26 protein-coding genes are annotated in these 24,950 nt (G+C 60.6%); 8 read left to right on the forward strand and 18 right to left on the reverse strand.

Translation table 11 applies throughout. The features are described 5' to 3' along the window. Positions 1–216 precede the first annotated feature (216 nt). The 8 genes from tssH to ACMDCR_RS27585 all read right to left on the reverse strand — a co-directional run bounded on the left by tssH (position 217) and on the right by ACMDCR_RS27585 (position 10,548). Complete coding sequence (tssH, locus tag ACMDCR_RS27550; RefSeq protein WP_413989673.1) at positions 217–2,850, reverse strand: type VI secretion system ATPase TssH; 2,634 nt, start codon at positions 2,848–2,850, stop codon at positions 217–219. Between the two features lie 29 nt (positions 2,851–2,879). Beyond that, on the reverse strand, positions 2,880–3,884 hold the full coding sequence (tssG, locus tag ACMDCR_RS27555; RefSeq protein WP_413989674.1) for a type VI secretion system baseplate subunit TssG: 1,005 nt from the start codon (positions 3,882–3,884) through the stop codon (positions 2,880–2,882). Then, a complete protein-coding gene (gene tssF / locus ACMDCR_RS27560; RefSeq protein ID WP_413989675.1) occupies positions 3,881–5,845 on the reverse strand; it encodes a type VI secretion system baseplate subunit TssF in 1,965 nt (654 codons plus the stop codon). Before tssF ends, tssG begins: the two co-directional genes overlap by 4 nt. Before the next feature lie 4 nt (positions 5,846–5,849). Then, positions 5,850–6,329 (reverse strand): type VI secretion system baseplate subunit TssE, encoded by a 480-nt coding sequence (tssE, locus tag ACMDCR_RS27565; RefSeq protein ID WP_413989676.1) that lies wholly within the window; start codon positions 6,327–6,329, stop codon positions 5,850–5,852. Between the two features lie 181 nt (positions 6,330–6,510). Beyond that, positions 6,511–6,999: an Hcp family type VI secretion system effector gene (locus tag ACMDCR_RS27570; protein ID WP_284314627.1), complete on the reverse strand. Its 489-nt coding sequence runs from the start codon at positions 6,997–6,999 to the stop codon at positions 6,511–6,513. A 120-nt stretch (positions 7,000–7,119) separates the two neighbouring features. Then, positions 7,120–8,613, reverse strand: coding sequence for a type VI secretion system contractile sheath large subunit (tssC, locus tag ACMDCR_RS27575; protein ID WP_413989677.1), 1,494 nt, complete (start codon positions 8,611–8,613; stop codon positions 7,120–7,122). Between the two features lie 42 nt (positions 8,614–8,655). Continuing rightward, positions 8,656–9,174 carry a type VI secretion system contractile sheath small subunit gene (gene tssB / locus ACMDCR_RS27580; RefSeq protein ID WP_413989678.1) on the reverse strand — a complete coding sequence of 173 codons (519 nt, stop codon included), beginning with the start codon at positions 9,172–9,174 and terminating at the stop codon, positions 8,656–8,658. A gap of 687 nt (positions 9,175–9,861) precedes the next feature. Beyond that, a complete protein-coding gene (locus ACMDCR_RS27585; protein ID WP_413989679.1) occupies positions 9,862–10,548 on the reverse strand; it encodes a response regulator in 687 nt (228 codons plus the stop codon). Between the two features lie 718 nt (positions 10,549–11,266). On the opposite strand from ACMDCR_RS27585, the gene ACMDCR_RS27590 reads away from it, so the two are divergent. From ACMDCR_RS27590 to ACMDCR_RS27610, 5 genes are all read left to right on the forward strand, one after another. Beyond that, a complete protein-coding gene (locus ACMDCR_RS27590) occupies positions 11,267–11,449 on the forward strand; it encodes a hypothetical protein (protein WP_413989680.1) in 183 nt (60 codons plus the stop codon). A 186-nt stretch (positions 11,450–11,635) separates the two neighbouring features. Continuing rightward, positions 11,636–11,833 carry a hypothetical protein gene (locus ACMDCR_RS27595; protein ID WP_413989681.1) on the forward strand — a complete coding sequence of 66 codons (198 nt, stop codon included), beginning with the start codon at positions 11,636–11,638 and terminating at the stop codon, positions 11,831–11,833. A 187-nt stretch (positions 11,834–12,020) separates the two neighbouring features. Continuing rightward, the gene (locus ACMDCR_RS27600; RefSeq protein WP_413989682.1) at positions 12,021–12,527 is read left to right on the forward strand and encodes a hypothetical protein; all 507 of its coding nucleotides are present in this window, start codon (positions 12,021–12,023) and stop codon (positions 12,525–12,527) included. A gap of 480 nt (positions 12,528–13,007) precedes the next feature. Then, complete coding sequence (locus ACMDCR_RS27605) at positions 13,008–13,538, forward strand: DUF1269 domain-containing protein (protein ID WP_413989683.1); 531 nt, start codon at positions 13,008–13,010, stop codon at positions 13,536–13,538. A 143-nt stretch (positions 13,539–13,681) separates the two neighbouring features. Then, positions 13,682–14,707: a MerR family transcriptional regulator gene (locus ACMDCR_RS27610; RefSeq protein WP_413989684.1), complete on the forward strand. Its 1,026-nt coding sequence runs from the start codon at positions 13,682–13,684 to the stop codon at positions 14,705–14,707. Positions 14,708–14,725: 18 nt separating this feature from the next. Here the strand turns inward: ACMDCR_RS27610 and ACMDCR_RS27615 are convergent, their stop codons facing one another. From ACMDCR_RS27615 to ACMDCR_RS27630, 4 genes are all read right to left on the reverse strand, one after another. Beyond that, on the reverse strand, positions 14,726–15,097 hold the full coding sequence (locus ACMDCR_RS27615) for a hypothetical protein (protein WP_413989685.1): 372 nt from the start codon (positions 15,095–15,097) through the stop codon (positions 14,726–14,728). Positions 15,098–15,220: 123 nt separating this feature from the next. After that, positions 15,221–15,724, reverse strand: coding sequence for a class I SAM-dependent methyltransferase (locus ACMDCR_RS27620; protein ID WP_413989686.1), 504 nt, complete (start codon positions 15,722–15,724; stop codon positions 15,221–15,223). 378 nt (positions 15,725–16,102) lie between these two features. Further along, on the reverse strand, positions 16,103–16,369 hold the full coding sequence (locus tag ACMDCR_RS27625; protein ID WP_413989687.1) for a hypothetical protein: 267 nt from the start codon (positions 16,367–16,369) through the stop codon (positions 16,103–16,105). A 366-nt stretch (positions 16,370–16,735) separates the two neighbouring features. Then, positions 16,736–17,581: a lytic transglycosylase domain-containing protein gene (locus tag ACMDCR_RS27630; RefSeq protein ID WP_413989688.1), complete on the reverse strand. Its 846-nt coding sequence runs from the start codon at positions 17,579–17,581 to the stop codon at positions 16,736–16,738. 209 nt (positions 17,582–17,790) lie between these two features. On the opposite strand from ACMDCR_RS27630, the gene ACMDCR_RS27635 reads away from it, so the two are divergent. Continuing rightward, complete coding sequence (locus ACMDCR_RS27635; RefSeq protein WP_413989689.1) at positions 17,791–18,669, forward strand: DUF2167 domain-containing protein; 879 nt, start codon at positions 17,791–17,793, stop codon at positions 18,667–18,669. Positions 18,670–18,781: 112 nt separating this feature from the next. On the opposite strand, the gene ACMDCR_RS27640 is transcribed toward ACMDCR_RS27635, so the two are convergent. From ACMDCR_RS27640 to ACMDCR_RS27665, 6 genes are all read right to left on the reverse strand, one after another. After that, complete coding sequence (locus ACMDCR_RS27640; RefSeq protein WP_413989690.1) at positions 18,782–19,483, reverse strand: HAD family hydrolase; 702 nt, start codon at positions 19,481–19,483, stop codon at positions 18,782–18,784. A gap of 132 nt (positions 19,484–19,615) precedes the next feature. Further along, a complete protein-coding gene (gene sthA / locus ACMDCR_RS27645) occupies positions 19,616–21,007 on the reverse strand; it encodes a Si-specific NAD(P)(+) transhydrogenase (protein WP_413993748.1) in 1,392 nt (463 codons plus the stop codon). A gap of 1,368 nt (positions 21,008–22,375) precedes the next feature. Next, positions 22,376–22,768 carry a hypothetical protein gene (locus ACMDCR_RS27650; RefSeq protein ID WP_413989691.1) on the reverse strand — a complete coding sequence of 131 codons (393 nt, stop codon included), beginning with the start codon at positions 22,766–22,768 and terminating at the stop codon, positions 22,376–22,378. 141 nt (positions 22,769–22,909) lie between these two features. Further along, on the reverse strand, positions 22,910–23,263 hold the full coding sequence (locus ACMDCR_RS27655) for a hypothetical protein (protein WP_413989692.1): 354 nt from the start codon (positions 23,261–23,263) through the stop codon (positions 22,910–22,912). Further along, positions 23,253–23,558, reverse strand: coding sequence for a helix-turn-helix transcriptional regulator (locus ACMDCR_RS27660; RefSeq protein WP_413989693.1), 306 nt, complete (start codon positions 23,556–23,558; stop codon positions 23,253–23,255). Before ACMDCR_RS27660 ends, ACMDCR_RS27655 begins: the two co-directional genes overlap by 11 nt. A 40-nt stretch (positions 23,559–23,598) precedes the next feature. Further along, complete coding sequence (locus tag ACMDCR_RS27665; protein ID WP_413989694.1) at positions 23,599–23,766, reverse strand: hypothetical protein; 168 nt, start codon at positions 23,764–23,766, stop codon at positions 23,599–23,601. A gap of 444 nt (positions 23,767–24,210) precedes the next feature. Here ACMDCR_RS27665 and ACMDCR_RS27670 point away from each other — a divergent pair, with 444 nt between their 5' ends. Then, positions 24,211–24,465 (forward strand): FitA-like ribbon-helix-helix domain-containing protein, encoded by a 255-nt coding sequence (locus tag ACMDCR_RS27670; protein WP_413989695.1) that lies wholly within the window; start codon positions 24,211–24,213, stop codon positions 24,463–24,465. Beyond that, positions 24,462–24,899, forward strand: a complete 438-nt coding sequence (locus tag ACMDCR_RS27675) for a type II toxin-antitoxin system VapC family toxin (RefSeq protein WP_413989696.1) — start codon at positions 24,462–24,464, stop codon at positions 24,897–24,899. Before ACMDCR_RS27670 ends, ACMDCR_RS27675 begins: the two co-directional genes overlap by 4 nt. Positions 24,900–24,950: the final 51 nt, after the last annotated feature.

Consider the following 24,950-nt stretch of genomic DNA (forward strand, 5'->3'; position numbering starts at 1 on the left):
GAACACAATACCGCGGCCCTGATCGCGTTCTGGCGCAATTGACCGGCAAGCGCATGGGCGTCATTCTCGCAACCAAGCCGAAGGCTTGGTTGGATGACCGTGGGAAGATCCGGACCGAGCTCCTCTTCCTCAAAGACCCGCTCGGCACGGTTCTCACGGGCCGCATGCGTTGTTTCGATCCTGCCTGGGGAGATAGGTCGGACCAAGGCGCGTCGTTCAGCTTACTGCGTATGCGAACTCGCCCTCCTTCAGCTCGACACGCGCTTCCTCGATCTCCTTGCCGGCGATCGCCTTGCCGAGGATCTGTTGCGACAGGGCAGGCAGCAGCGTGTTGGTGACGATGTTGTCCACCATGCGACCGCCCGAGTCGGGGTCGTTGCACAGGGACACGATCTTCTCGACCACGGCATCGTCATAGACGAACGCCGCGCCATGATTGTCGCGGATCCGCTTGCCGATACGGTTGAGCTGAAGCCGCACGATGGCACCCAGCATGTCCCCGGACAGCGGGTAATAGGGGATGGTGACGATGCGGCCCAGCAGCGCTGGCGGAAAGACCTGCAGGAGATAGGGCTTCAGATCGGTTGCCAGCGCCTCCGGTTCCGGCTTGTCGCCGTCGCGCGCCGCGGCGTCCATGATCATCTCGGTACCGGCATTGGTGGTGAGAATGATCAGGGTGTTCTTGAAATCGATGCGGCGGCCCGAGCCATCCTCCATCACCCCCTTGTCGAAGACCTGGAAGAAGATCTCGTGCACATCGGGATGAGCCTTCTCCACCTCATCAAGCAGCACGACGCTGTAAGGCCGGCGGCGCACCGCTTCGGTGAGCCTGCCGCCCTCGCCGTAGCCGACATAGCCGGGAGGAGCACCCTTCAGCGTCGACACCGTATGCGCTTCCTGGAACTCCGACATGTTGATGGTGATCATGTTCTGCTCGCCACCATAGAGAGCTTCGGCGAGCGCGAGTGCCGTTTCCGTCTTGCCGACGCCGGACGGGCCGGCGAGCATGAAGACGCCGATGGGCTTGTCGGGATTGTCGAGCTTGGCGCGATTGGTCTGGATGCGCTTGGCGATCATCCTCAGGCCATGGTCCTGGCCGACCACGCGCTTGGCCAGGATATCGCCGAGATTGAGGACGGTCTCGACCTCGTCCTTCACCATGCGGCCGACGGGAATGCCAGTCCAGTCCGAGACCACGGAGGCGACGGGCTGCTCGTCGACAAAGGGATAGACCATTCGCTTTTCGGGATCGATGGCAGCCAGTTCAGCCATGACGCCGGCGAGCTTCTCACGCGCCGCCTCGGCCTCCGGTCCGCCCTCGATGATCTGGCGGCGGGCGGCCATGAGGTTCTCGACGATGGCCTTCTCGTCGTTCCAGGCCTTCTCGAGCGTTTCCTGCCTAGCCTTGGCCTGCGCGATGACCTCCTTTACCTCCCCGATACGCTTCTCATCGACATTGCCGATATCGCGTTCGCGTTCCAGCGCCTGCAGTTCCCGCTCGCCGGCGGCAACGGCCACGCGCGCATCTTCGACGGCCGCCGGCGTCGCATTTTGCGAGACGGCCACGCGCGCCGCGGCCGTGTCGAGCAGGCTGACGGCCTTGTCCGGCAATTGCCGCGAGGGGATATAACGGCTCGACAGCTTGACGGCGGCAACCACGGCGTCGTCGGAAATATGGACGTTGTGATGCTTCTCCATCGGCGCCAGCAGGCCGCGCATCATATTGCAGCATTGCTCGATGCCTGGCTCACCGACATTGATCGGCTGGAAGCGCCGCGTCAGTGCCGGGTCCTTCTCGATATGCTGCCGGTACTCGGACCAGGTCGTGGCGGCGATGGTCTTGAGTGTGCCGCGCGCCAGCGCCGGCTTGAGCAGATTGGCGGCATCGCCGGTTCCTGCCGCTCCGCCGGCGCCGATCAGCGTGTGCGCCTCGTCGATGAACAGGATGATCGGCGTTGCCGAAGCCTGGACCTGATCGATCACCGAACGCAGCCGCTGCTCGAACTCGCCCTTCATCGAGGCTCCGGCCTGCATCAGGCCAATGTCGAGCGCGTAGAGCAGATTTCCCTTGAGGGGCGGCGGCACGTCGCCGGCCGCAATACGCTGAGCAAAGCCTTCGACCACGGCTGTCTTGCCGACGCCCGCCTCCCCGGTGAGGATGGGATTGTTTTGCCGCCGCCGCATGAGGACGTCGATGACCTGGCGGATTTCCTCGTCGCGGCCGACGATTGGGTCCATTTCGCCGCTCGCGGCACGCTGTGTCAGGTCGATCGCGAAACGGTCGAGGGCGGTGGTGCCCTTGGGCCCCTGCGCGGCCTCGCCGCCCGCGCCTTTGGCGACCGGCCCCGAGCCGTCCATCGGCCGCATATTCTCCTCAGCCGATTGAGCCCAGATCTTGCGATGCTCGTTGGTGAGCTGCTCCACGTCGATCATCCGGAACTGCTTGGAGAGATCATGCAGTTTGCGGGCGAGGCGCGGTTCCTTCAGTATCGCGGCGAGCACGTGGCCGGTCCTGACCTGCGTCTCGCCAAACAGGAGTGTCGCATAATTCCAGCCCTGGCTGAGGGCATCGAAAATATCGTCTGAAAAGCCCGGCAGCTCGGTCTTGTTCATGGCGAAGCCGGCCGCGGCAGCACTGAGATCGGTCAGCAGCCTGCCGCCGTCGAGCTTGAAATGTTCGACCGTCAAGACAATGTCGCTTCGGTCCGCCTGGAGAACCGCCTGCAGCCAATGCGCAAGCTCCAGATTGCGGTTGCCGGCGCCCTGGGCCAGGCGGAAGGCCTGCATGAATGTTTCGTACCCGAGCGGGTTGAGCTTCCCGGTGAGGACCTCGAGGCTGACATCGGCCATGGAAACGACCCTTCTGAGGATTTGCTGCGCTATGAGGTGCGGATTTCAGCGGGGTGAAAGTGGCAGTCCCAACGAATGCGATCGGAAGCGGTGTCAGGGCGATCCTGCTTGCCCATCCAGCAGGTCCAGCCCAGGCGGCCAAAGCCACCGAGCTGCGCGGGCCTGGTCTTGCTTTCCGCCAGGCCGAATTCGACATCGTAGATAAAGCTGTCGCCCAGGTAGAAGCGTATGGCGTCCGCCAGGGGCTCGAAGTGAATGCCATCAGGCAGGAAGGTTTCGAGTTCATTCAGATCTTCGACTTGCAGCCTGATCCGGAACTTGTCCTTGAGGCTGTAGGCCGACCGCCCGATGATGCTGTCGACGCCCAGCGCGCAACTGCCTGCCGCCAGAACCGCCTGTTCGCGCTCCTCCAGCGGCAGCCAGACGCCAACGAACTCCTGCACCTTGACCTTGGCATCGAAGAGCCAGCCAAGCATGCCTTCGATCCGCGAGGCGCTCTTGACTGAAGGCGCCATCAGGCCGGCAAGCGCCAGTTTGGAGAAATCGTGCAGGTGGCCGCGACCGCGCATCGGCGGCGTTCCGATTCCGACCATCGCGCCGATATAGGTGAGGAACTGATTTTCCCCCGGCCGGTCGGCCTGAACCACCGGCCGGGCATTGGCCCAGGCCCGAAAGAACAATTGCTGGAAGCGATTGTTGAAGATGTCCAGGAAGCGCGCGAACGCCACGTCGCGCATATTGGCCCAATGGGTCGCCTCATACGTGGTGTGCAGCGGCAGCGCACCTTGCGGGCCCAGCATGCCGAGGAAGCGGCTCTCGATTTCGAACCTGCCATCCTCTCGCGTCCCGACGCGGCTGACATTGGAATCGGCAAAATCGATATGGGGCTGCTGGCCGAGCGCCGTCACGGCCTCGGCGGATGAGCCGCTTTCGCCGATACGGGGTTTGGCGGCGGCGAGATGCTCCAGACGACGCAGGAGATCGAGGAGGTCATAGGCCCCCGCTTCGCCCGGAAATTGGCTGGTGTCGCTCATAGGTGATGCCGCCGCCCAAGCTGCGCCGGCCAGCGCATGATCTCGCCGCGCTCGGTCGAGCGAATAACTGTTTCCACGACAGTGTTGAGGCCGACATATTCGGCAAAGAACCGATCGAGGATGGCGCCCAGCAGGAAGATGCCGCTGCCTTCGAAATGCTTTTCATCGAGCGTGACCGTAATCTCGAGTCCGCGGACGACACCCGCTCCGTTGCGCTGGCGAATGCGTCGATTGATCGGCTTGCTTTCGACCGAGAGGATGCCCTGGATGCGCCGCTCGATGGCGGCGTTGCTGTGATTGGCAAAGAGCGAGAGGATTTCACGCAGCGATGCGGCCGAATCCTGCGTCCCGTAGCCCGTCAGGCCCAGATGGTTGAGGCTCAGCATGCTGATGAGCCGCCAGGCCGATGTGCCACCTGCAGCATGATGCGTTCGCGAATCGGGATCGGTCACGATGGAATCGCGGGGCAGGGTCGGCCCGACGATGCAATTGACCCTGAGCGTGGTCTTGTCTTCGAGAATGAAATCCGCGCCCCCCTGTCCGACAGGCAGATGCTCGGTCAGGTGGCGGTTCGAACAAAGCGCCCGCAGGCTGAGCTCGGCGACATTGAGCCCATCCTCCCTGTCGCGGTGATTGGTGAGCATCACGAACATGTCGCTGCCCACATATTGGGTCGGCTGACCGGTACGCCGTTCCTCCTGCGAGCGACGGCGAGGCCTGCGCCGCACGGTGTAGAAAATCGTCCGCGTTTCGGAGACGCCAAGCGGTGGCGCTGCGTAGAGCGGATATACCTCCATCCGGTCGCCGCTGCCGGTGACATGCGCTTGCATCTTGATGAGGCGGTGGGCCTCGAAATCGAGGTGGCGCGAGCGGTCGGTGACGACGTGATATTCGTGCTCATTGTCCTTCACTGGCACGCGTGCCAGTTGCATCTCGAACAGGTTCGAGGCGGGGGCGGCGTATAATGCAAAACTCTCGGCCCTCACCACGGACTGAAGCCGGCTATCGCCCTGGTTGAAGGCGATGACGATGTCGCACCGGTTGGTCTTTATGGCGGACAGAATGGGCCGCAGATTTGTCAGTTTGAATCCAAGAAACTTTGCCGGCAGCACGAAATATTCGCGCAGCAGATCGAACCCGCTGAAGACCCGCCTGTCGCAAGGAAACAGAGGTTCGTCCAGGTCAAAGCCGAGCTGCGCGAGGCAGGTCTTGGGCAGAGGGACGATAATGGGATCGCCAGCCTCGTCGAGATAGCGAAAGTAGATCCCGGTCGTGCTCGCAAACAGCTTCTCGTGAAGCCTGACAGCATCGCCTTCGTTGCAGACGATATGAAACGGCAGCTCGTCCGTGCGGCAATTTGCAAACCACCAATCGGCCTTCTGCGCCACTTGCTTGTCGGCCGGCTCCATCTGGCGATCAGCGGCCGACCGCCGCAAAAGGGAAAGCTTCAGGCCCGATTGGCTGGCCGGGATGGTTTCGATGCCCAGAGCTTGCAATGCCGCAGGCCCGTTCAGGAACTCGGCCTGGGCAAGCTCGAACGGCCACAGGGTGATTTCGGAGGAGAGGCGATACTTGCAGGCTATGCGGCGCTCCCGCTCGACGAAACGGGCGTCCGCATAGGAGCCCGCGGCGATCTTCATGCCGTCCTTGAGATTGGGGTCGCCATAAGGCGGTTCGATCCGCAGCAGCGCGGCCGATGGCACGGGCGCCAGATAGTCGGGCACGAGCTGATCAAGCAGATTATCCGTGAACTCGGCATATTCGTGCTTGAGCTTGAGCTGCACGCGAGAGGCGAGATAGGCGGCGCCTTCGAGCAGCCCGCCGATCATCGGGTCGGTGTTGTTCTCCAGAAGCCCTCCCAGACGCTCTGCAACGCCTGGAAACTCGGCCGCGAACTGCCTTGCATCCTCCTTGAGAATGCCAAGCTCGCGATTGTAGAGCTCAAGGAATTCACGGTTCATGGCGTTACAATCTGAAGACCCTGATCTTGCCGCTCTCGACCTCGACGTCCGCCACGAACTCTATCGGAACATCGGTGGGCGTCGAATACATTTCGGCGTTGATATGAAAGCGCAGTTGCCCCGAGGCGGTGTCGTCGAGCGGTTCGCTGGAAACGACGATCGTGCCCGGCACCAGCCGGCACTCGTACAGTTCCAGCCTCTGCTTGAGGAGATTTGTCACCCGCCGCGCGGCTTCCGGGCTGGCGACGATCGCCGTCAGGTCCGGAACGCCGAAGTTCAGGATCGAACTGCCCACCTGATCGAAGCCAAGGAGGTCTTCGATCGCCGCCAGTTCGACGGTGTTGAGCAGGGATGCCAGGTCTTCCCCAAGTTCGGAACGCAGCGCCGCTTCGCCGACCGAAGATCGCGGCGATGTGCGCCGGCCCGCGATGACGCGTTCACCCGCATCATTGCGGTTGTCGATCGGCTTGGCCGCGTCACGCATGCGGAATGCCTCGCGGAAGGCATGCATGATGGGGGGTACAAACCGATCGCTTTTGGCAGCCCGGGAACGGCTCACATCAGCTTCCGTATTCGATTTCCATGGACGGGAAAACTATCCTGGGTCAGGCCGGGCAGCATCTCACGCTGTATGTGAGCGTGCCCGGCCCCACGAAGGACAGGGATTAGGAGTCCTTGCCCGTGGCGACGTTGTAGGTGAACTCGATCGGGCCACCGTCGGCGGCGCCGGTCTTGTCCTGGGGCTGATACTCGTCGTGGATCTGTTCATAAGTGACGGAGAAGCTCTCCATGGCGCCGCCGTCGGATCCGCCACTCTTCTGATAGCTGGTGATGAAGCAGTTGGTCAGGGTGGTGGTGATATAGGTGAGCTTGTCGTCACCGGCGGCCTTGCGAGCGACGAGCTTCACGGAGTCGACGTGATTGCCGAAGGCGCAATACTGGAAGATGGTCGCCGAGGCCTTGTCCACGGCCTTGGTGCAATGCAGGTCCTGCATCACCGACTTGCCCTTGCCGCCGCCGGTGCCGCTGCCGAAGGTTGAGGAGTTGGAACCGCCGAGGCTCCAGCTCAGCAGCTCCATATAGCCGTCGAGGCCATCCTGCTGGGTTTCGCCCGTGATACCGTCGATCTGTAGTAGTGCGTCAGATTGTGCCATTTTGCTCTCCTGTGCGTTGGCTGGTTCGGCCCTTGTTGCGATGCGCATGGCCGTCTCACACGGACATGACTCATCATTCGCTCGTCGGAGCGTTGGCGCAGGCCGAATTCTTTCCTATGGTTACTTCTGGCTATTGGGCAGTCGCGAGACGAGACTGATACCGATGTCCATTCCCTCGAGCTGGTAGTGCGGCCTCAGAAAGAACCTCGCGCCGTAATAGCCAGGGTTCTCCTCGTCCGGGAACACTTCGACCTTCGCCGCGGCCAGGGGTCTTTTGGCCTTGATCGCCTCGGTCGAATTCTTGGGATCGCCGTCGACATAACGATTGATCCAGGTCTGCAGCCATTTCTGCAGTTGATCCTGCTCCATCGTAGAGCCGATCTTGTCGCGCACCATGCATTTAAGGTAATGCGCAAAGCGCGAGACAGCGAACATATAAGGCAGCCGGGCCGAAAGATTTTCGGAGGCTGTCGCCTCGTCCGTATCCATCTTGTGCGGCTTGTACAGCGACTGGGCGCCGATGAAGGCGGCCTTGTCGGTGTTCTTGCGGTGGATCAGTGGCAGCAAGCCCGATTTCGAAATCTCGGCCTCGCGCCGGTCGCTGATGGCTATCTCGGTAGGGCATTTGAGATCGATGCCGCCATCGTCGGTCGGGAAGGTATGCGTCGGCAGGTTGACGACCTCGCCACCGGACTGCACGCCGCGAATGCGCACCGTCCAGCCATATTCCTTGAAGGCGCGATTGACATTGGTAGCCATCGCATAGGCCGCGTTCATCCAGGCATATTTCGCGCCGTGATGACCGTCGGTATCCTCCTCGAAGGCGAATTCCTCCACCGGCTCCGACTTCGCGCCATAGGGCTGGCGAGCCAGGACACGCGGCATGCACAGGCCGACATAGCGTGAATCCGGCTGGTCCCGTAGCCCGCGGAAGGCGGCATAGTCCGGCGTATCGAAGACCTTTCCGATATCGCGCGGATTGGAGAGCTCGTTCCAGCTGTCCATGCCGAACAAGGAGGGACTCGCAGCCGCGAAGAAGGGGGCATGGGCCGCGGCAGAGATCTTGCTGATGTCGCGCAACAGCTGCACGTCGGGTGGCGAATGGTCGAAATAATAATCGCCCACCAGGCAGCCATAGGGATCGCCGCCCAATTGTCCGTATTCGGCCTCGTAGAGCTTCTTGAAGATCGGGCTCTGGTCCCACCGCGCGCCCGGATAGACCTTGAACTCGCGGTAGAGCTCTTCCTTCGACACGTTCATGACGCGGATCTTCAAGGTGACGTCGGTCTCGGAATTGAACACCAGATAGTTGAGACCGCGCCAGGCGCTTTCGAGTTTCTGGAACTCGGGAGAATGGATGACTTCATTGAGCTGGATCGAGAGCTGCTGGTCGAGCTTGGCGATCATCGAGTCGATGGTATCGAGGACGTCGTCCTTGACCAGAGAGGTGTCTTCGAGCGCCTGGCGGACCAGGGTCGTCACCGCGTTCTCGACTTCGCTGGCGGCACTGTCGTTGCGCGGCTTGAAGCTTTTCCGCAGCAGGCTGGAAAAAGTGTCGAGGTCACGCGTCTCGACGGCCGTACCGGTTTGATTGGTGGCTGCTGTTTCGGCCATAAGGCTGAACTCCTAAGCTTGGGCTGCTGGCGGGCGTAGGTGTCAGTTCTCTTCGGGCTTGGTCTGCTCGCTGTGATCCTTGAGCAGGCGCATGAGCTCGGGATCCTTCAGCAGCGCCTTGATCTGGTCTTCAGCGGCGACCTTGCCGTCCATATAGCGCTGGAGGTTGGCGAGTTGTTCGCGCGCCTTCAGCAATTTTGCGAGCGCCGGCACGCTGCGGACGACCTGAGCCGGATTGAAATCGGTCATCTTTTCGAAGTTCAGCTTGACCGACATCTTCTCGTCGCCCTTGGCGTCGCCAAGGCGATTGGTCACCTTGAATGCGATGCCGGGCTTGATGGCCTTCATGCGATCGTCAAAATTGTCCATGTCGATGTCGAGATATTTGCGGTCGGCGATCGGCGCCTTCTCGACGTCGGACGCATTGCCGGAAAGATCCGACATGACCCCCATCACGAACGGGATCTCGACGAGCTTTTCCGCGTTGTAGGGATCTTCATACTGGATCTGGACGCGCGGCGGGCGATTGCGCTTGATGAATTTCTGACCGCTATCAACCATGATCTTTTGCCTCTCTCATCGACATTACAGTAGGAATTCCCGCTAAGCGAAGAAATACAGCGGAAATATCCCACCATCGCGCTTCAATTCATCAAGGTTTGTGATCTTGGGCCCAATGGGCAAGTATCACCCCCCAGTGATATGCATATTGCGTCAAACCCCCTCCCCCGTAATCCCCTATTTTGGGGGCTGATAGCCAGCGCCCCTTTTGCTTCCGCTCATTGATCAAACAACCGATCACTTCTCACGATCAAAGAACTGGTTTTGCGGCGGAGGTCTCTGGAATTGAGGTTGGCGCTATCTCCGGATTAATCAATCCAAGTGATTTCGGCGTGACATGCTGGAGAGAAGACCACGCCTTGCGAGGTGACTTTCCACTCCAGACAGGCCAACGCCAAGTCCTGTCCATTAGCCGACTATGCCTTCAATGAAGGCTTCTCACCTGACCGTTCCCGTGCATTGCTCAAAGGGTTGCAGAAGCAAGGCGACCACGGCAGGGGATACTTAATACAGGCATCCTCGCTTAACTCAGTATAGAAAGCAAGATACATTCCAAATTACAAGACCAACGTCGCGAACCTCAGTCTCCCCCGTATATAAAACACCCGATGAAAGGCTCTTTATCGCCCTCAAGGGACCGGAAACATTCCGGCTCGACCAGTTCAACAAAATGCCTCGGCCAGAAACCTAGCGTGGCATATTGATGACACCCATACTTGACGCTTCGAAGACGGCTTCGGCGCGCGAGTTCACCTCAAGTTTCTGATAGATATTCTTGACATAGGTCGCCACGGTGCTACGGCCTATCTTAAGAATATCGCCAATCTCTACGAACGTGAAGCCGCGTGCGAGAAGCTTGAGCACTTCGAGCTCTCGTTTCGAAAGCAGTTCAAGGCCCTTCTTGTCGGCGTCCTGCTCGTGCGGCTGGAATTCCTTGAGCAATTGCCGCGCAATCACAGGACTGATCGGCGAGCCGCCACGCCGCACTTCGCGAATACTCTCCGCGAAACTGTCGAAGCGTTCGTCTTTCAGGAGATAACCCCGCGCACCGGCCTTGATGCTCCCGAGAACCTTATCCTGATCGGCGAAAATGGTGATGACCATGATATCGACATCGGCATGTTTCTGGGATGCATGCCGAATGAGGTTCATGCCGGACCCATCAGGCAGCCCCAGATCGCATAGCAGCACGTCAAAAGCGCAACTGTCGATAAGCGCCTTCCCTCTTGCCGCGTTAGGAGCGGTTGCAATGACAGAAATATCCGGAGCCGCCTCGAGCGCCACGGTAATGCGTTCGAGCGCGGCGGGGTCGTCCTCGATGATGGCAACGCGGATAATCGGCGGGGTAGCCTCTGCAGAGCTTGTTTCTGTCATGGTATGATTGGTTCACTCCGGCATTGTCTTAACAACTGAAGGACGATCGACCGATCAACTGGCCGCACACGTGGTTGAAGCGGATGCCGCTCCTCAAACCCGTCTTCGGGAATTCGGTCCCTTTAAAGCTCGTTGTCGACGTAAAGTCCGCAACCTCCGCTAGCTTCAGGACGGCCAGACCTAGCTGTTGAGCCAAACAAAGACTCTCGAAGGGCAGGATAGACGACCCGTAACCCCTCATCTTACGCTAGCGTCCTGGCTCCCTCCCCCCATATACAAGCTTTAATTTAAAAGGACGGTACACAAAGTCTATCAACTCGTTCAATAAACCGTATCAACTCACAGGCCCCAGCTGATCACTTTCGAGCCGTGGCCCAGTAGCTATCTGCTTTGAACGATCATTGTTATTCACCGAAACAAATCTTAACCTATCTCGTCTGTCGCGTCGAGTGACCGCCCGATCCCCATTTTGGTTGCTCGGCTGGTCGAGCACCCATCTGGACGGCCAGATCGAGCGACAATGGGAGTTGATTCATTCAGTCCGATCCGCCCTGGTTTGACGAGCGGGATCAGACAAAAGGCGTGGCCTCACCCGCGGCTTCGTGATGATGGAGCCGCACCCGTTGCACCTTGTCAGGCCTGCGCTGTCTGTGGGATCATTCGCAACATTTGCAGCAGAATTCACATCGGAAGTTTCCAAAGACCAGGACCATAGAGCATGTTCAGCAGGGAACGATTGTTGCACGGCGCCTGGATAGGCTTCGTCCTGCTGCTCTACGTTGCGTTCACCCTTTATCTGCACAAGCTGGGTTATCAGTCGGTCCTGACCGAAATCACGCTGGGCTTCTTCTGGCTCGGCATCATCGCGCTCGGTGAATATCTGATGCGCCGACGCCGCTAAGCAGACTTGTGTTGGCAAACCAATGCTTTGGCTGTCGTCCCCGGCCGCATCCTCAGGAGCTTTGCCTGTGAGGGCGCTCGCGAGCGCAGCGAGAGGAACGAGGGTAGCTGAACCCATTTTGCTCAAGGTCTGCAGACGAAACAACGCGACGAGGGAACCCTCGGCACTTTGGCGTGTTCCCGATACATGGCTTTCCTGACCTTCATACTCACCCCCGCCACGGAAGCGTGGTGGACCTTCGCCCTGCAGATGCTGTTCGCCGATCTCGTCATCGGCCTCGTCGTGCTGGTCGGACATGGCTGGTACAAGAGGATCGAGCGCAGAACAGCCGAGGAACGCAGCGCGGCATCGATCGAAGCGGGCATCGAAACGCGTAGGCGCTGATTATTGGAGCGCGCCGTCCGGGACGGAAAGCCAGATCTCAACGCATCATCGATACTATTGGAATCGTTGACGAAATTCCACCCCCTCCCCAGCACTCCAAAGCCTGCCGTAACGCCAGGTAGACAACGTCCCGCCGGCGACGGCGGAAAGCCGGTATAACGGTCTCCACCAAGGACGGAGACACCGCATGGCTCAGCCTGAAGATCCCAAGGCCTTCGAAATCAGGATCCGGGCGGCCGAGCGCGCGCATGAGACACGCGACAAATGGCTTGCCGAGACGAACAACACCATGATCGCCTACAGCGTCGAGGCCCTCAAATCTGCCGCACTGATCAGCGGCGGCTCGGCGGCAGGCCTGCTCGCCTTCATGGGGGCGCTGGTCGCCCATGACCGCAGCGACGTCGCGGCCTGGTTCCCTTGGCCGCTCAGCCGCTTCGTGGTGGCGCTGCTCTGCGCCTGCCTCGGGTCGGGCTCGGCTTATTTCGCGCAGCTCTGCTTCACGCAAAGCCTTGGGAAGCACGAGAAGACCTGGACTCCGCCCTATGTCACCGACGGCACGGCCTATCGTGGCTGGCGCCGCGGCGGGCTCCTCTTTCAGAGCCTCACGATCGCCCTGGTCCTGATCTCCTACACCGCGCTGATCATTGGATATCTGGCGACCTACCGGGCGATCTCGATCGTCGGCTTTCGCTAGAGCAAAATGCGGCCACACCGGAGCGTCTTGCGCAGTCAAATCGCAAACGCTTGAGATAGGTCTCTCTCCCGACTGTAGAACAATATCCGATCGGAAGGACAATGTGCTCATCAGAAAGGAAAACGCCCTAATTGTCAGGCGGCAGCAGGTCCTCAAAATAGATCCACCAATAGAGAGCGAAGAAGAAGCCGGTCAGGCCGCCAATGCCCACATAAAGATATGAGGCGTGGTGCAATACTTCGCAGGTGTAATTTTACGGCTCGCGGTAAAGTTGATCGCGGAGCAGACGAGCCTTTAGGCTGGCGCCCTCAAGCAGCGCGGCATCGTCTTTCCATGATGGCGGACCTTTCCATCTTTTCACGGGTCGCTACAGTTTGCGGCCGATCCGTCAAGAAAGCCTCGCATTGCCATCCTAACGTAGACGGTGCAGCTTGTCCGCCCTGCCGGGTGCGGCAGGAATTTTCCGTTGAGGAGTTTCTCATGAGCGATCTGGTGTTTATCGCCTTCCCGAACGAGCAGAAGGCCGAGGAGGTGCGCGACCGCATCCTCGGCATGCAGAAGGAGTATCTCATCGAATTGGGCGATGCGGTGATCGCGACCAAGGACGAGCAGGGCCGCGTAAAGCTCAACCAGATGGTGAACACCACCGCCGCCGGCGCCGCTTCCGGCGCGATCTGGGGAACGCTGGTCGGCCTGATCTTCATGGCCCCGCTGGTAGGCACGGCGATCGGCGCCGCCTCCGGCGCGCTCGGCGGCTATCTCACCGATGCCGGCATCGACGACAAGTTCATGAAGGAGGCAGCCGGGGCCCTCTCGCCCGGCAGCGCCGGCCTGTTCCTGTTGATCCGCAAGCTGACCGCGGACAAGGTGCTGGCGGATCTGGAAGGCGTCGGCGGCACCGTGATGCGCACGTCCTTCGACCATGAGCAGGAGCAGAAGCTGCGCGATGCCCTGGCCGGTCACACCCCTGCACCACAGCCTGCGCCGGAGAAGACCGACACGGCGGGCTGAGTTGGAGCACCGGTTGCGCCATCTTTCTTTGTTGCGAGGGGCTCACATCCAAGATTGGCAGTCGGAGACTGCCATTACATCCCGCTTGACCCGGCCCCTGGGGCCGCCTCGATAGAAGGGCGGTCAACCAGGAGGGATGATTCGTGGTCCGGTCTGCCGAGTTTCTCAACGCATCCGAGGCGGCCCGCCGGCTGGGCGTGTCCACGAAGGCGCTGCGGCTTTATGAGCAGCACGGCCTGCTCGTGCCGGTGCGCAGCGCCGCCGGGTGGCGGGCCTATGGCCCCGGCGAGATGGAGCGCGCGGCCGAGATCGCGGCGCTACGCGACCTCGGCTTCAGCCTTGCCCAGATCGGGCGCGTGCTGAAGCGGGAGACAAAGGGCCTCGGACCGGCTCTCGCCTTGCACCAGGCCGCTCTCGAAGCCCGCCTTCGGCAACTCACCGACACGCTGGCCAGGGTGCGCGGCCTCAGGGACGATCTCGCCCGCAGCCATGTGGCCACCACCGGCGAGCCCGCGGGCGCGCTCAGCTCCAGCCGGGCCCCCGGCATTGCCTTCGACCTGCCCTGGCCTTGGGGCGGCGAGCGCTTCGAGCTGTCGGTCATCAGGCCTCTCACCTACATCATCGGCCCTCTCGGCAGTGGCAAGACGCGGTTGGCGCAGCGCTTGGCCGAGACCTCGCCCGGGGCCGCCTTCCTGGGGCTCGACCGGCTGACGGAAAGCGGGCCGGAAAGGCTCGCGGCGGACCCGGCTCTCAAGGCGCCGGTAGACAAAAAGCTCGCCTGGCTGATCGAAGACGGCGCCACGGCGAGCGACGCCCTCACCGCCCTCCTCTGCGGCCTCGAAGCAGCGGGACCGACGGTGCTGGTGGTCGACATGATCGAGCACGGGCTGGACCAGGCGACGCAGGAGGCCGTGATCGCCATGCTGCGCTGCCGGGGGCCGGCGGGGCGGCCGCTCTTCCTGCTCACACGCTCCTCCGCGATCCTCGATCTTGCCGTCCTCGGGCCGGACGAGGCCATTGTATTCTGCCCCGCCAACCACAGCCCGCCGATGTTGGTAGTTCCCCATTTGGGCGCACCGGGCTTTGAGGGTGTCGCCACCTGCCTCGCGTCGCCTGCCGTAAGGGCGCGGACGGAAGGCGTCATCGCATGGCGGCCGCAGGTGGCTTAATTCAGGAGGAAGCTGGCCTTATCCCGGCTCGCCGACGGCCCGCATGAATTTCAGGAAGACGGGAGCCTCGCCATTGGCAATCGGCGGCCGGTAACCCGCCGGTGCCCCGCAATGAGGGCATGCCACCCTATCCTGTTTGCGGCGCCTGTCGCAGGCGCCGCAGCGGATCTCGCCTGAGCGGCGAAGATAGCGCTCCTCCAGCACCGGGCGATCGAAGCGAATCAAGACGGCCACGGCAAGGCCCAACACCACCAGCAGGGGCGAGATGAAAAAGAAGATAGCGAAACTCGGCCAGAAGAGGACCCAGAACAGATATCCCCACCTGACGGCGACATAGGCACACAGGGCCGCACAGCCCGCATCGAACAGGATATTCGCAATCAGAATCACGGAGAGGCCTCACATCGCACGACCTTATATTACGTTAGGTGATGCACTAAAGTAAAGGCCGATGTGACAGGCAATGTTTCTTCATGCCGCTCCGGCAGGCAGGAAATGGGCCTTCGTAGTATCTCAGGCCAGCCGGTAGATGAAATAGCGCCCCTTGGGAACCTCGGAGATGTCGAGTTCCGTGTAGGCGGGGGGCACTTTGCCGTGCACCAGGGAAATGTCGGTGTTGCTGATATAGAGGCCGCCAGGGGCGATCAGGCCCGGCAGATATTCGATGATGCTCGCCACGATCGGCACCGCGCCGTCGCGATCCCTAAGGCCGAGATCGGAATGGGCCATCGCCGCCTTGCGCGGCAGGCGCGCGGCCGCCGTCTTTACGGTGTCGTGGATGTCTCCCTCGAACAGGAGTGCTTCGGGCGGGCGGACGAAGACATTGGGGCTGACGACCTTTTCGAAGACATAGACGTCCCGGTCGGGAAATGTCTGCAGGATGTGGTCATAGGTGCGCCCATGCCCGAGCCCGAATTCGAGGATGGGTCCCTCGACATCCCGGATCAAATCGCGGGAGAGGTCGATGCAGGTGCGCTGCGCCATCATGCGGGTAATGAAATTGTCGAGATAACTCATTGATCGATATCACGGGAAAAAGACAGGCCCAGCCGGAACATCGTCATAGAGGCCGCCGGCGCGCCCGGCAAGCGAGGCACGACGGCACGCTCGCCAGCGGGCGACTGCCGCTGCCAAGGAACCACCGCCTTACATCGGTCATTACGGCTGCGGGAGATACGCCATGGAGAACAGGGCCCGGTCGGCCAGATAGCAACCAGCGGACCACGGCAAATTTGACGGTGTGCAGAAATTTTGTATCCCGGCTAATTTCTCTTTGCGAGCGATGCGGTCATCTCCGAGCAGATCCCCTCCCAGCCGTGTCGTTCGCGTTTTCCCGGCTCGTCTCGTCGACCCTCCCAAAGCCCGCGCAAGCGGGCTTTTCTTTGCCCCGCCAGATCAACCGCGCGCGTAGGGAATCGGCACTTCGGCCCGCTCCAGCAGCCATTCCCAATTGCCGCGGGAATAGCCCCGGGAGACGTCGGCGAGCAGCTTGGCCATCTCCGCCTCGATCACTGCGATCTCGGCCATGGCATGGGTGTTGGCGACCAGCAGCGTGCGCACGGCGGCGCGGGGATCGCCACCGCATTCGGCGATCGCTTCATCGACGCTTTCCTCGAGCTCGGCCGTGGTCTTGAACTCGCTCACCCTCGCCTGCGCCGCCATCGATTCCTCCCGCGCTTCACCGGCCGAAAGCTAAGGTCGACAGGCGACCCTGTCGAGTCTTTTGTTCACTATACGTTCCACAGAGGAGCGACGCCTGCAGTCCCAGGAATCGGGCCTCGTCTTTGACGATCGCCACGCCCCAATAAAAAAATGAAAATGCGCTGGAACAAAGCTGCGCGCCGCCGGTTCTCTCCCCGATCGGATACCAAGAAGCCGTTCGTGGTATCCGTCGGGGCCTGCTTTCCCCTTGCAGCCCTGTCGATCTCGAGCTGTTGACGCACTCGTGTTTTCCTGGCCTTGACCGGCCATTGTTCTACGACCCCGACTGCCGGGTGCCTCCCGCACCCGGCATTTTTCGTGCTTCAGCTAATTGCGCAGCACCACGCAGGCCCCGCCCGCCTGATGCAACTTCCCGCAGAGCAGACTTGCCTCGCGCATGGTCTTGGCCGGCAGGCGAACGCGATAGAAGGCGCGCCGGCCTCGCCCGGCCATGCGCGTGCCGATGATCAGCGTCTCCCTGCCGCCGAGGATGGCGGGAAAGCGCGCCGCCACCCGCTCATAGGAGGCAATCGCCCGGCTCTTGGAGAAATTGCCGGAAAGCTGCACGCCGAAGGGGGCATAGGGCCCTTCGATCAGCTCCTGCGGCGCCGTCGTGCGAATGGCGGTGACGATGGCAAGGCAGCCCTGGTCCTTCGGCGGCTCCGGCTCGCGTCTCAGCCCATCGAGCGAGGCCCAGTCATAGATGCTGCGACGGGTGATGAAGCGAACATAATCCTCCGTTTCCGGCGGCAGGAAGCGGCCCTTGTCGAACCAGTCCTGCAGCCGCTTCGGACCGGCATTATAGGCAGCGAGCGCCAGGCCCCAATTGCCGAACTGGTCCTTCATTGCCGTGAGATAGGCCGCGGAAGCCGGGATCGCCTTTTCGGGATCGAATGGGTCGTCAAGATTCCACTCCTCCGCCGTGCCGGGCATGAACTGCGCGATACCCTGCGCTCCCGCTCCGCTGATGACATGGGGCCGGAAGCTGCTCTCGCGCCAGATCAGCCGGGTGAACATCTCGGGCGGGATGGATCTTGCCGCCGCGGCCGTCTCGATCAGCCGGCAGATCGCCTGGTCGAAGGTCTCCTGCTGCGCCCTGGCCTTTCCCGGCACCAAAAGGCACGCGAAAGCGACAAGCAAGGTCACGACAATGATAGAGAACCCCAGCCTCATGACCTCGCTACCACGCATTCGTCAATATTTGCTGTGGCAGGTTGTTCCATTGCTCCATCACCGTCAAACAAGTCTTGTGGTAAGAATACATCAACATTCTTGAAACAATCCAGACACCACCTTGCTCTAGGGAATTAGCCATGCTAAGCGTCATTCCGGGGTTCTGAGGAAGTGTTATGAAGCATAGATTTATTGCTGTTTTGAGTCTTTTGGCTAGCGTTTCACTGTTTTCCGTTGCCAAGGCGGACAATCCTACGCCGGAGGAGCAGGCCAAGATCCAGAAGATCCTGGATCTCAAGGCGAACCTGCATCCCCAGTATGGCGATGTTCGCCTGATCCTTGCGGAGGCGACGCTCCATCTCGGCCAGGACTACTACTTCCTCAGCGCGGAGGAAGCCAAGAAGGTGCTGGTGGATGGCTGGGGCAACCCGCCGGGCAATGTCTCCAATGTGATCGGCATGATCTTCAAGGACAAGACGTCCTTCATCAACGCACAATGGGGCGCGGTCGTGACCTTCAAGGGCACAGGCTATGTCTCTGACGAGGATTCCAAGACGGCCGACTACGATGCCATCATCACTCAGATGCGCGAGGGCGAGGCCGAGGAGAATGCCGCCCGAGTCAAACAGGGCTACGAGCCCGTGCACATCGTTGGCTGGGCGCAGCACCCCTCGTATGACCCGCAACATCATTCCATCGTCTGGGCACAGGATTTGCGCTTCGGTACCCAGAAAGACGACACGCTGAACTATGACGTGCGCGTGCTCGGCCGGCGCGGCTATGTCAGCCTCAACATGGTGTCGACCATGTCGCAGCTGCCCGATGTCGACATCGGCGCCAAGAAGTTGGCGACGGTGGCGGCCTATAATCCGGGCGCGCGGTACGAGGATTACAGCCCCTCCTCGGACGCCAAGGCCGAATATGGCCTAGCTGGCCTAGTGGCGGCTGGTGTCGGCGTAGCCGTAGCCAAGAAGGTCGGCCTGCTCGCCTTGCTGCTCGCCTTCGGCAAGAAGTTCTTCATCGTCGGCCTCATGATCGTCGCCGGCCTGTTCGGCCGCATCAAAAGGCTCTTCTCGCGCAGAAGCTAACCTTCACCAACTTCGGCGCCTGTAGGATTTTCGAACCTCGCCGGCGATTGGCCAATGCCCGTGGCTAGGCCACGAACGGGAACGTGGTGGCCTCTCTCTTCGATGTGCCAGGCTACCCCGCCTTGCTCAGCGTCTGCTCGCCGTAAAAGGCGCTGCGGTCGAGCGTGAGCAGGTCGGCGATATGGTTGATGGTGACATCCGGCCTGGGATCGATCACCTTGCCTTCGGCTTCGGCTTCGGCCGAGTAATGGCCCTGGCGGACATAGATGGTGGTGAGCTTGTCGCCCATCACCTTCTTCATCTTGGCGAGCAGGCGTGGCTTGTCGTCGACCATGGCGTAATGATCGGCCGGGTAGCGGCGCTGCACGGCATCGAGCACCAGCTCCTTGTGCAGATAGATCATCACATTGCCGCCCATGGCATCCCAGATGCCGGCGTGCTGCACCTTGCGCGGCTGGAAGACCACGTCGCCGTCCGAGAGTACGGCCGTGGTGGCGAAGGCCTTGAGATGGGCGATCGCCTCCAGCGCCCCCGGGAAGACACGCTCGGCGAAGGGATATTCCAGCATGAAGCCCGACATCTCAAGGAGCTTGGGATCGTCATCCAGTCCGGCGCGGAAGAACTGCAGGGCGCCGAGATAATCGGCATAGCCATGCTCGTCCCGGATTTTCTCATAGAGCTTGCGATAACGAGCCCGCTGTTCGGCGCCGAACAGGCTTTCAAGCTTGTCCATGAGGTCGTCGCCGAAGCGATCATTGTCGAGCAGGGTGTTGTCGACGTCGAAGAGCACGACGAGCTGGTGTTCGTTAGGCACGGCAGCCTCCCTGAGGTGTCGGTTGAGGTGGCGAAGTAAGGATGGTCACGCTTGCTGACATCACGGCCCCCGGCTCGAACCACGCAGCCTGGCTATCGGCAAAGACGGGAGATGGAAATCTGTTCCTCCATGTTACCGCCCCATGCGGTTCCAGGCGTCGAGGCCGGCAATCTTGTAGGCCTCGGCCAGTGTCGGATAGTTGAAGGTATTCTCGATGAAGTAGTCGATCGTTCCCTTGAGGTTGAGCACTGCCTGGCCGATATGGATCAGCTCGGTTGCTCCCTCGCCAAGGATGTGTACGCCGAGAAGGCGGCGCGTCTTGGTCGAAAAGATCATTTTCATGATGCCGCTGTTGAGCCCCATGATATGGCCCCGCGACGTCTCGCGGAAACGGGCGATCCCCACTTCATAGGGTATGCCCTTCTTGCGCACTTCCTCCTCGGTGAGCCCGGTGGTCGAGATTTCCGGCACCGAGTAGATGCCGTAGGGGAAATATTCCGGCGGTGGTGGCGGATTGAGGCCAAAGGCGTGGCAGGCGGCCACACGCCCCTGCTCCATCGAGGTGGAGGCGAGGCTCGGAAAGCCGATCACGTCGCCCGCCGCATAGATATGCGGCACCTCGGTCTGCAGCGTCGCGGGATTGACGTCGATGCGGCCGCGATGGTCGACCTTCAGCCCGGCGGCCTCGAGATTGAGCCTGTCGGTGGCGCCGAAGCGCCCGGCCGCGAACAGCAGCATCTCTGTGGTGACATGGCGCCCATCCCCGAGCTTGGTGGTGATGCGGCCATTCTCGCCCACCTCGATCGAGTTGACGGCAGAGCCCAAGCGCAGCGCGACATTGCGATCGCGCAGTTCATGCATGAACTCGTCGATGAGTTCCTTGTCGATGAAGTCGAGGAAGGTGGGCCGCGGCTCGATCAGGGTGACGGCGACATCGAGGGCGGAGAAGATGGTGGCATATTCGACGCCGATCACGCCGGCGCCGATCACCGCGAGGCTCCGCGGCAGCTTGGGCAGCTCGATGATCTCGTCGGAATCGAACACTGTCGTATTGTTGAAGGGCACATAATCGGGCCGGAAAGGCCTGGTGCCACAGGCGATCAGCACGTGGGCCGCCGAGACGATGCGCTTCTCGCCGGCATCTGAGGTGATCTCGATCTCGTGCGGGCTGACGAAGCGGGCCTCGCCGCGGGCGGTACGCACGGTGTTGCGGCTGAACTGGTGCTCGAGAACCTCGACCTCGTGGTCCAGCGTCTTCTGCAGGCGGGCCATCAGGTCGCCGGCGCCGATATCCTGCTTGACGCGATAGGAGCGGCCATAAAAGCCGCGCTCGCGCCAGCCCGAGAGGTTCAGCACCGTCTCGCGCAGGGTCTTGGAGGGAATGGTGCCGGTATGGACGGAAACGCCGCCGACCCGCCTGCCCTTCTCCACCACCAGCACCGACTTGCCGAGCTTGGCCGATTGCACGGCGGCACGGCGCCCGGAAGGGCCGGAACCAATGACGAGCATGTCATAGTCATACATGGAGGGCGTCTCGCAGATGGGCAGGCATCGAGGCCGGCAACGAAGTTTGCTGCGGCACAGCATGAATGCACGTCCACGACGCTTCTGCCAAGAGAGCTTGGTGTCGGTGACAAGAATAAGACCGTGAGTGCGGGCGCGCACCTGCAACGTAGGGAAGATCTGGCAGAGATCGATGGCCGATGGCTCCGGCACTGTCATTCCCTCTCGCTGCAAAGCGCAAGCGTCCGCGTTCCCACGCCCTCCCGGGCTGGGTTGATGAGGAGACCGGGCGATGGCGGCTGCGGGGCAGCCGTGAAAGCAGGATCATGGAAGATGCAGGCCGCACTGTCGATGCGAGCCGCCATCGCCCCGTTCCGGCGGCCGGGCACGCTGACAAAGCATGCAAGGCTACCCGTTTTTCCGCCTTCTGAAGGCGGAGGCGAGCCTGGAGCGGATGGCACGGACCATCCGAACCCGAACCCAGCCGGCCCGGCAAAGGGGCTGAGCGACGTCCATCCTGGCCGGACGGTGGCATCAGCCGTCTTCACCGCATCGGCGGGAGGAGGGACGAAGGCGTTGCCGGGCTCAAGCCCTTCACGCTCCGTCCGGGGATTGCGTGGTCTTTCCATCGCCTGGCACTTCCATGGGGTGCCGATCCCTCTGTCCCGCTCGTCACCCCTGGAGGCCGGCTTCGAAGGAAGCAGGACCGCCGCATGCGCCTGTCGCCTGGACAGGCTGTCGGGGTGGATGGAAGCGTTCGGAGCCGGGTTGTTCCTACGCCGGCCGCTGACGCCTCATTCCGTCACGGAATAAAGCATGGGAAGGAATGAAAGTCAATATTTGTTGATTTTTTGTTCATGTAGCTTGAAAGCAGACAAGGCCAGAGGAGGAAAATATCACAAAGAGAGATGTCCATTGAACTGGGAGCTCACGACTTGTTTGACCAAGTATCCAAGGGATTATCTAAGAATAATAGCTTTAACCGCCGTGGCCCTTCCACTCAATGAACACTTGATCTCTCATACACTTCTTTCTCAACACCCCGTATCCGCCGGCTCCGAACGCTCACTAAGATAAATTGCTTCCGGATCGGGGTGTTTTACCGTCAGATCGAATCGCCAGGAATCGCAAGATTGACGTGGTGCCTGCGCATTAATTTGGAAATCCGATCGTTCCCCAATACATTTTGCTCCAGAGCGTGGTGCTGGATAATTGCGCTTCACATCATCCCGTGCCCGTCGGGGTAAACGGCGCGAACTATGCGGGTGAGAGCCGGATTGCCTTGACGGACAGCCGCCTGAAAAGTCACGCGGTGACCTATTTTGATCTTCTTCACGCTCGCCTCTGGGTCAATAGGCTCGCTTCGGTCAAATATCGACAAGCACGGTATCAGTTCAACGCCGCTGCCACCTTCCGAATTTGCGATAGCTGGCCCTTTAGGCCGTCAAGCTGAAGCTGCGCCTTTTTAGTCTGGCGTGAACCGGCCAATTTCGCGGACTCCAATGCCAGCCTTAGCTTCTTGAACTGTTTGTGTGGAACAGAGATGTTGTTGTTAACAACGAACACACCGGTGACCTCGGCCGGTCGATCGACAAAAAGTTTTTCCTTGTGATACCGCAGGCCGGCGCCGTGGATGGTCTCCTTTATCTCCCACATCACTCGTTCTGGCACACGCTCGCCTGAGACCGTAAGATCGTCGACGTAAACGGTAAGCGTAACACCCTCGCGACGGCAGATCGAGGCTATTTCCTTCCACATGTCGTAATGGGCGAAGAACGCCATGATTGGACTGAGAGGGCTGCCTGTCGGTAGGTGTCCGCGATAGCATGCAAAGCTCGTCAACGTTCCTGCAATATCGCGCCCACACCCCATCACGGAATTAAAGAACCAGAACACGCGGCGCGCGGCGGTGTTCGGGAAATATTAGTGGATGTCGAGGGAACGAATGACACGGTTGCCGCGATGACGCGCGGCATTGGTTACGTAGGAGCGCCGCTTAACAGGGCAAAAGAGAAAATCGGGTGGCGCGATTCTGGAAAGCAATTTTGCCAACTTTCCCTGAGCGGTCTTTAGCAGCTTGGCCGGATCCTCGATATGGCGAGTGCCGGAGCCACTCTTTTTTGGTTGATCAAACTCGCGGTAGAGTGTGTCAGCGTATTTCGTAACGTGGCGAAGCTGCGCGTCGGTTAGCCCCAGCAGCTCGGCCAGGCGCGCGCGACGAGTCATTCGATAGAGGCTTGACTGTTCAAGGGTGTAGCTGCCGCGTCTAGTCAACATCTGCGCGCTCTGATTTCGTTTCGAGGAACTGCATCAATTTGATGATTTTACTAGCGACAGCAGTACGAGTTGTCTCGACGGCGCGTGCCTGACCCATGTTCTCCGAAAAGTACAAGATCGACGACGCCGGTATCCGATATGTTTCTGCATATTTTTCGATGAGTTCCAGCGTCGCTTTCTTTTTTCCCTTCTCTACCTCAGACAAATAAGAGGCCGAAACACCTAAAGCCTTTGCCGCTTCAGCCTGCTTCATATCGTGGAATACTCGAATTAGCCGCAAAGCCTCGTTCATCATCAAATTCACTCCTGAGACGTGTACAAAACAGGGCGGCGGGCTAGTGCCGAAACTCGCAGTAAAGCTTGTACAACGCCGCAATCACCTTGGTGATCCCGACGATGACAGCCACCGCCATCCGCACGGTGACAGGCTTCACCAGACACTTGGCCCAGTTAAGCCGCATCTTCTTTACCCGCCGCCGCTTCCGATCGAACTCACCTTCCATGAAGGCCTCCTCCTAACCAGTCGCTGCACTATTGCAGCGACCCCTTCGTGGTCAGAGAGAAGTGGGCAGAAGCGCATTACCTGCATGTACGGGCGGAACCGCACCCTTCGCGGTGCCGCCCGCCCCCGCCACCCGTCGGATACCCGCGAGCGCCGGAGATTTGGTAGGAGGCTCGCGCCTCCCGCGAAGCCCCGCAGGGCTTCAGTGAGTGAAGGTCATCCCGTTTTCATTCGACGTACGAACCATAACCGATTCGTAGCTGCGCGCGGAATAAAATTCGCTGTTAGCGAATTTTATCCACAAACTATTCGCAACCTCACCTACTAATGCGGGCTCTGCTCGATTGGAAATGTAGGAAATCGAATGTTGATTGGTAGAGCTTGCCATCGTGATTGCAAATATATAGATTGCAATCAATGAAAGCAATCACGCCACGAGCAGTCAATGCCCTCCATTACCATCCGCAATGTCCCAGATGAGGTGCACCGCGCCATCCGCGTTCGCGCGGCTCTGCACGGACGCAGTACCGAGGCTGAAATCCGCGAAATACTGGAGCAGGCTGCAAAGCCTGATGGTCGCCTAAAACTCGGGTCCCTGCTGGTATCGATTGCCCGCGAGGCAGGCGGCCTGACCGGCGAGGAACACGCCCTTTTTGAGCGGGACAAGGCCGCGGCCGAACCCATCAGCTTCGACGAATGATTGTTCTGGACACCAACGTGCTTTCAGAATTGTGGAAGCTTGTACCCGAGCCGAATGTGTTGACCTGGATTGATGCCCAGCTTGTTGAAAGCCTTTACTTGTCGGCGATTACCGTGGCCGAACTGCGTTTCGGTATTGCCGCGATGCCGGCCGGAAAGCGCCGGACAATCTATCAGGAGCGCTTGGAGCGGGAAGTGCTGCCAGCCTTCAAGGGCCGCGTGCTGGCATTCGATCTGGAAACCTCCCAAGCATATGCCGAGTTCATGGCAAGCGCGCGGGCTGCCGGTCAAGCGATCAGCAAGGCCGACGGATACATCGCTGCCACAGCGGCTTCACGCGGTTTCGCCGTTGCCACTCGCGACACCAGCCCTTTTGAGGCCGCTGGGTTGAGCGTGATCAATCCGTGGGAGCCTCGTGCGCGACAGTCCAGATAGGGACCCGTACGACGCCGGACGAGGAATCGGCGATTGCAATCTGCCGAACAA

It is taken from the genome of Labrys okinawensis (assembly GCF_047345005.1).
In the GTDB taxonomy this organism is placed as follows: Bacteria; Pseudomonadota; Alphaproteobacteria; order Rhizobiales; family Labraceae; genus Labrys; species Labrys okinawensis.

Coding starts and splice junctions, on each gene's coding strand:
- ACMDCR_RS27655 (WP_413989692.1), bottom strand. CDS start 23,263: ATGTTGACTAGACGCGGCAGCTACACCCTTGAACAGTCAAGCCTCTAT.
- tssE (WP_413989676.1), bottom strand. CDS start 6,329: ATGCGTGACGCGGCCAAGCCGATCGACAACCGCAATGATGCGGGTGAA.
- ACMDCR_RS27650 (WP_413989691.1), bottom strand. CDS start 22,768: ATGGCGTTCTTCGCCCATTACGACATGTGGAAGGAAATAGCCTCGATC.
- ACMDCR_RS27620 (WP_413989686.1), bottom strand. CDS start 15,724: ATGAGTTATCTCGACAATTTCATTACCCGCATGATGGCGCAGCGCACC.
- ACMDCR_RS27660 (WP_413989693.1), bottom strand. CDS start 23,558: ATGATGAACGAGGCTTTGCGGCTAATTCGAGTATTCCACGATATGAAG.
- ACMDCR_RS27665 (WP_413989694.1), bottom strand. CDS start 23,766: ATGGAAGGTGAGTTCGATCGGAAGCGGCGGCGGGTAAAGAAGATGCGG.
- ACMDCR_RS27595 (WP_413989681.1), top strand. CDS start 11,636: ATGGCTTTCCTGACCTTCATACTCACCCCCGCCACGGAAGCGTGGTGG.
- ACMDCR_RS27625 (WP_413989687.1), bottom strand. CDS start 16,369: ATGGCGGCGCAGGCGAGGGTGAGCGAGTTCAAGACCACGGCCGAGCTC.
- tssH (WP_413989673.1), bottom strand. CDS start 2,850: ATGGCCGATGTCAGCCTCGAGGTCCTCACCGGGAAGCTCAACCCGCTC.
- tssB (WP_413989678.1), bottom strand. CDS start 9,174: ATGGTTGATAGCGGTCAGAAATTCATCAAGCGCAATCGCCCGCCGCGC.
- ACMDCR_RS27590 (WP_413989680.1), top strand. CDS start 11,267: ATGTTCAGCAGGGAACGATTGTTGCACGGCGCCTGGATAGGCTTCGTC.
- ACMDCR_RS27570 (WP_284314627.1), bottom strand. CDS start 6,999: ATGGCACAATCTGACGCACTACTACAGATCGACGGTATCACGGGCGAA.
- ACMDCR_RS27670 (WP_413989695.1), top strand. CDS start 24,211: ATGCCCTCCATTACCATCCGCAATGTCCCAGATGAGGTGCACCGCGCC.
- ACMDCR_RS27630 (WP_413989688.1), bottom strand. CDS start 17,581: ATGAGGCTGGGGTTCTCTATCATTGTCGTGACCTTGCTTGTCGCTTTC.
- ACMDCR_RS27675 (WP_413989696.1), top strand. CDS start 24,462: ATGATTGTTCTGGACACCAACGTGCTTTCAGAATTGTGGAAGCTTGTA.
- tssF (WP_413989675.1), bottom strand. CDS start 5,845: ATGAACCGTGAATTCCTTGAGCTCTACAATCGCGAGCTTGGCATTCTC.
- ACMDCR_RS27600 (WP_413989682.1), top strand. CDS start 12,021: ATGGCTCAGCCTGAAGATCCCAAGGCCTTCGAAATCAGGATCCGGGCG.
- ACMDCR_RS27585 (WP_413989679.1), bottom strand. CDS start 10,548: ATGACAGAAACAAGCTCTGCAGAGGCTACCCCGCCGATTATCCGCGTT.
- ACMDCR_RS27605 (WP_413989683.1), top strand. CDS start 13,008: ATGAGCGATCTGGTGTTTATCGCCTTCCCGAACGAGCAGAAGGCCGAG.
- sthA (WP_413993748.1), bottom strand. CDS start 21,007: ATGTATGACTATGACATGCTCGTCATTGGTTCCGGCCCTTCCGGGCGC.
- tssC (WP_413989677.1), bottom strand. CDS start 8,613: ATGGCCGAAACAGCAGCCACCAATCAAACCGGTACGGCCGTCGAGACG.
- tssG (WP_413989674.1), bottom strand. CDS start 3,884: ATGAGCGACACCAGCCAATTTCCGGGCGAAGCGGGGGCCTATGACCTC.